Origin of the sequence: Streptomyces solincola, from assembly GCF_002982015.1 — a bacterium.
Lineage (GTDB): Bacteria > Actinomycetota > Actinomycetes > Streptomycetales > Streptomycetaceae > Streptomyces > Streptomyces solincola.
The window spans coordinates 1-2,465 of the sequence record NZ_PVLV01000376.1; the positions used below are offsets into that span (position 1 = coordinate 1).

A 2,465-nucleotide genomic window follows, 5' to 3' on the forward strand; every position below is an offset into this window, starting at 1 on the left:
CGCTCGTACAGGGCGCGCAGTCCGCCCCCCGCGCGGCGGCGGACTGCGCGCCCTGTACGAGCGGGCCCGCCGGGCCTGGGACCGGCCGCTCACCGCGTACTACGTCATCCTCGGCGCGAGCATGCTGATCACCGTGCTGGGCCTGGTGATGGTCTACTCCGCCTCCCAGATCCAGGCGCTGAACTTCTCGCTGCCCGACTCCTACTTCTTCCGCAAGCAGTTCCTCGCCGCGCTGATCGGCACCGCGCTGCTGCTGCTCGCCTCCCGGATGCCGGTCAGGCTGCACCGGGCGCTGTCCTACCCGCTGCTGGTCGGCGCGGTCTTCCTGATGGTGCTGGTGCAGATCCCCGGGATAGGGCACGCGGTCAACGGCAACCAGAACTGGATCTCGCTGGGCGGCCCCTTCCAGCTCCAGCCCAGCGAGTTCGGCAAGCTGGCGCTGATCCTGTGGGGCGCCGACCTGCTCGCCCGCAAGCAGGACCGGCGGCTGCTCACCCAGTGGAAGCACATGCTGGTCCCGCTGGTCCCGGTCGCCTTCCTGCTGCTCGGGCTGATCATGCTCGGCGGTGACATGGGCACCGCAATCATTCTCACCGCGATCCTGTTCGGGCTGCTGTGGCTGGCCGGCGCGCCCACCCGGATGTTCGCCGGCGTGCTCACGGTGGCCGCGGTGATCGGCGTGGTCCTCATCCGCACCAGCGCCAACCGGATGGCCCGGCTCGGCTGCATCGGCGCCGCCGACCCCGGCCCCGGCGACGCCTGCTGGCAGGCGGTGCACGGGATCTACGCCCTGGCCTCCGGCGGATGGTTCGGATCCGGACTCGGTGCGAGCGTGGAGAAATGGGGCCAACTCCCCGAACCGCACACCGACTTCATCTTCGCCATCACCGGGGAGGAACTGGGACTGGCGGGGACGCTGTCGGTGCTCGCCCTCTTCGCGGCTCTAGGCTATGCGGGTATCCGCGTGGCCGGACGCACGGAGGACCCCTTCGTGAGGTACGCCGCGGGAGGAGTGACCACGTGGATCACGGCCCAGGCCGTGGTCAACATCGGTGCGGTGCTCGGGCTGCTGCCCATCGCCGGCGTCCCCCTCCCGCTGTTCTCCTACGGGGGCTCCGCCCTGCTGCCGACCATGTTCGCCGTCGGACTGCTGATCGCCTTCGCGCGAGACGAGCCCGCGGCGAGAGCGGCCCTCGCCCTGCGCCGGCCCAAGCAGGGCGGCCGGGCCGGGGTGAGTTGGAAGTCGATGCGACGGCGCGCCCAGAGGCGTCCGTCCGGAGAGCGGTGAATTTCGGTGCATGTCGTACTCGCCGGTGGGGGGACCGCCGGCCACATCGAGCCGGCGCTGGCCCTCGCGGACGCCCTGCGCAGGCAGGACCCGACCGTGGGGATCACGGCCCTGGGGACCGAGCGCGGCCTGGAGACCCGGCTCGTGCCCGAGCGGGGCTACGAGCTGGCGCTCATCCCGGCCGTGCCGCTGCCCCGCAAGCCCACCCCGGAACTGATCACCGTCCCCGGCCGGCTGCGCGGCACCATCAAGGCCGCCGAGCAGATCCTGGAGCGCACCAAGGCCGACTGCGTGGTCGGCTTCGGCGGGTACGTCGCGCTGCCCGGCTACCTCGCCGCCAAGCGGCTCGGCGTGCCGATCGTGGTGCACGAGGCCAACGCCCGCCCCGGACTCGCCAACAAGATCGGCTCGCGGTACGCGGCCGGGGTCGCCGTCGCCACGCCGGACAGCAAGCTGCGCAACTCCCGCTACATCGGCATCCCGCTGCGCTACTCCATCGCCACCCTGGACCGGGCCCGGGTGCGCCCCGAGGCGCGGGCCGCCTTCGGGCTCGACCCCAACCTGCCCACCCTGCTGGTCTCCGGCGGCTCCCAGGGCGCGCGCCGGCTCAACGAGGTGGTCCAGCAGGCCGCCCCCGTGCTCCAGCGCTCCGGCATTCAGATCCTGCACGCCGTCGGCCCCAAGAACGAAGTGCCGCACGTCGAGAACATGCCCGGCATGCCCCCGTACGTCCCGGTACCGTATGTGGACCGGATGGACCTCGCGTACGCCGCGGCCGACATGATGCTCTGCCGCGCCGGCGCGATGACCGTCGCCGAACTCTCCGCCGTCGGACTGCCTGCCGCCTACGTCCCGCTGCCCATCGGCAACGGCGAGCAGCGGCTCAACGCCCAGCCGGTGGTCAAGGCCGGCGGCGGACTGCTGGTCGACGACGCCGAACTGACGCCCCAGTGGGTCCAGGGCAACGTGCTGCCGGTGCTCGCCGACCCGCACAAGCTGTACGAGATGTCCCGCTCGGCCGCCGAGTTCGGCCGCCGGGACGCCGACGAACTGCTCGTCGGCATGGTCCGCGAGGCGATCGCCGGCCGCGGCTAGTCCCGCTTCCGGGCGGCGCTACGAGGAGAGGGCAGGGAGCATGGCCGGACCGACCACCGCCGAACGCGGCGCCCGCAGGCCG

Annotated in this window: 2 protein-coding genes; both read left to right on the forward strand. The window is 72.4% G+C overall.

All coding sequences use genetic code 11. The annotated features are described in order from the left end of the window. A partial coding sequence (gene ftsW, locus C6N75_RS22080) for a putative lipid II flippase FtsW (RefSeq protein ID WP_105870643.1) occupies nucleotides 1-1,288 on the forward strand: 1,288 nt, incomplete at its 5' end. A gap of 6 nt (nucleotides 1,289-1,294) precedes the next feature. Continuing rightward, complete coding sequence (gene murG / locus C6N75_RS22085) at nucleotides 1,295-2,383, forward strand: undecaprenyldiphospho-muramoylpentapeptide beta-N-acetylglucosaminyltransferase (RefSeq protein WP_105870644.1); 1,089 nt, start codon at nucleotides 1,295-1,297, stop codon at nucleotides 2,381-2,383. Nucleotides 2,384-2,465: the final 82 nt, after the last annotated feature.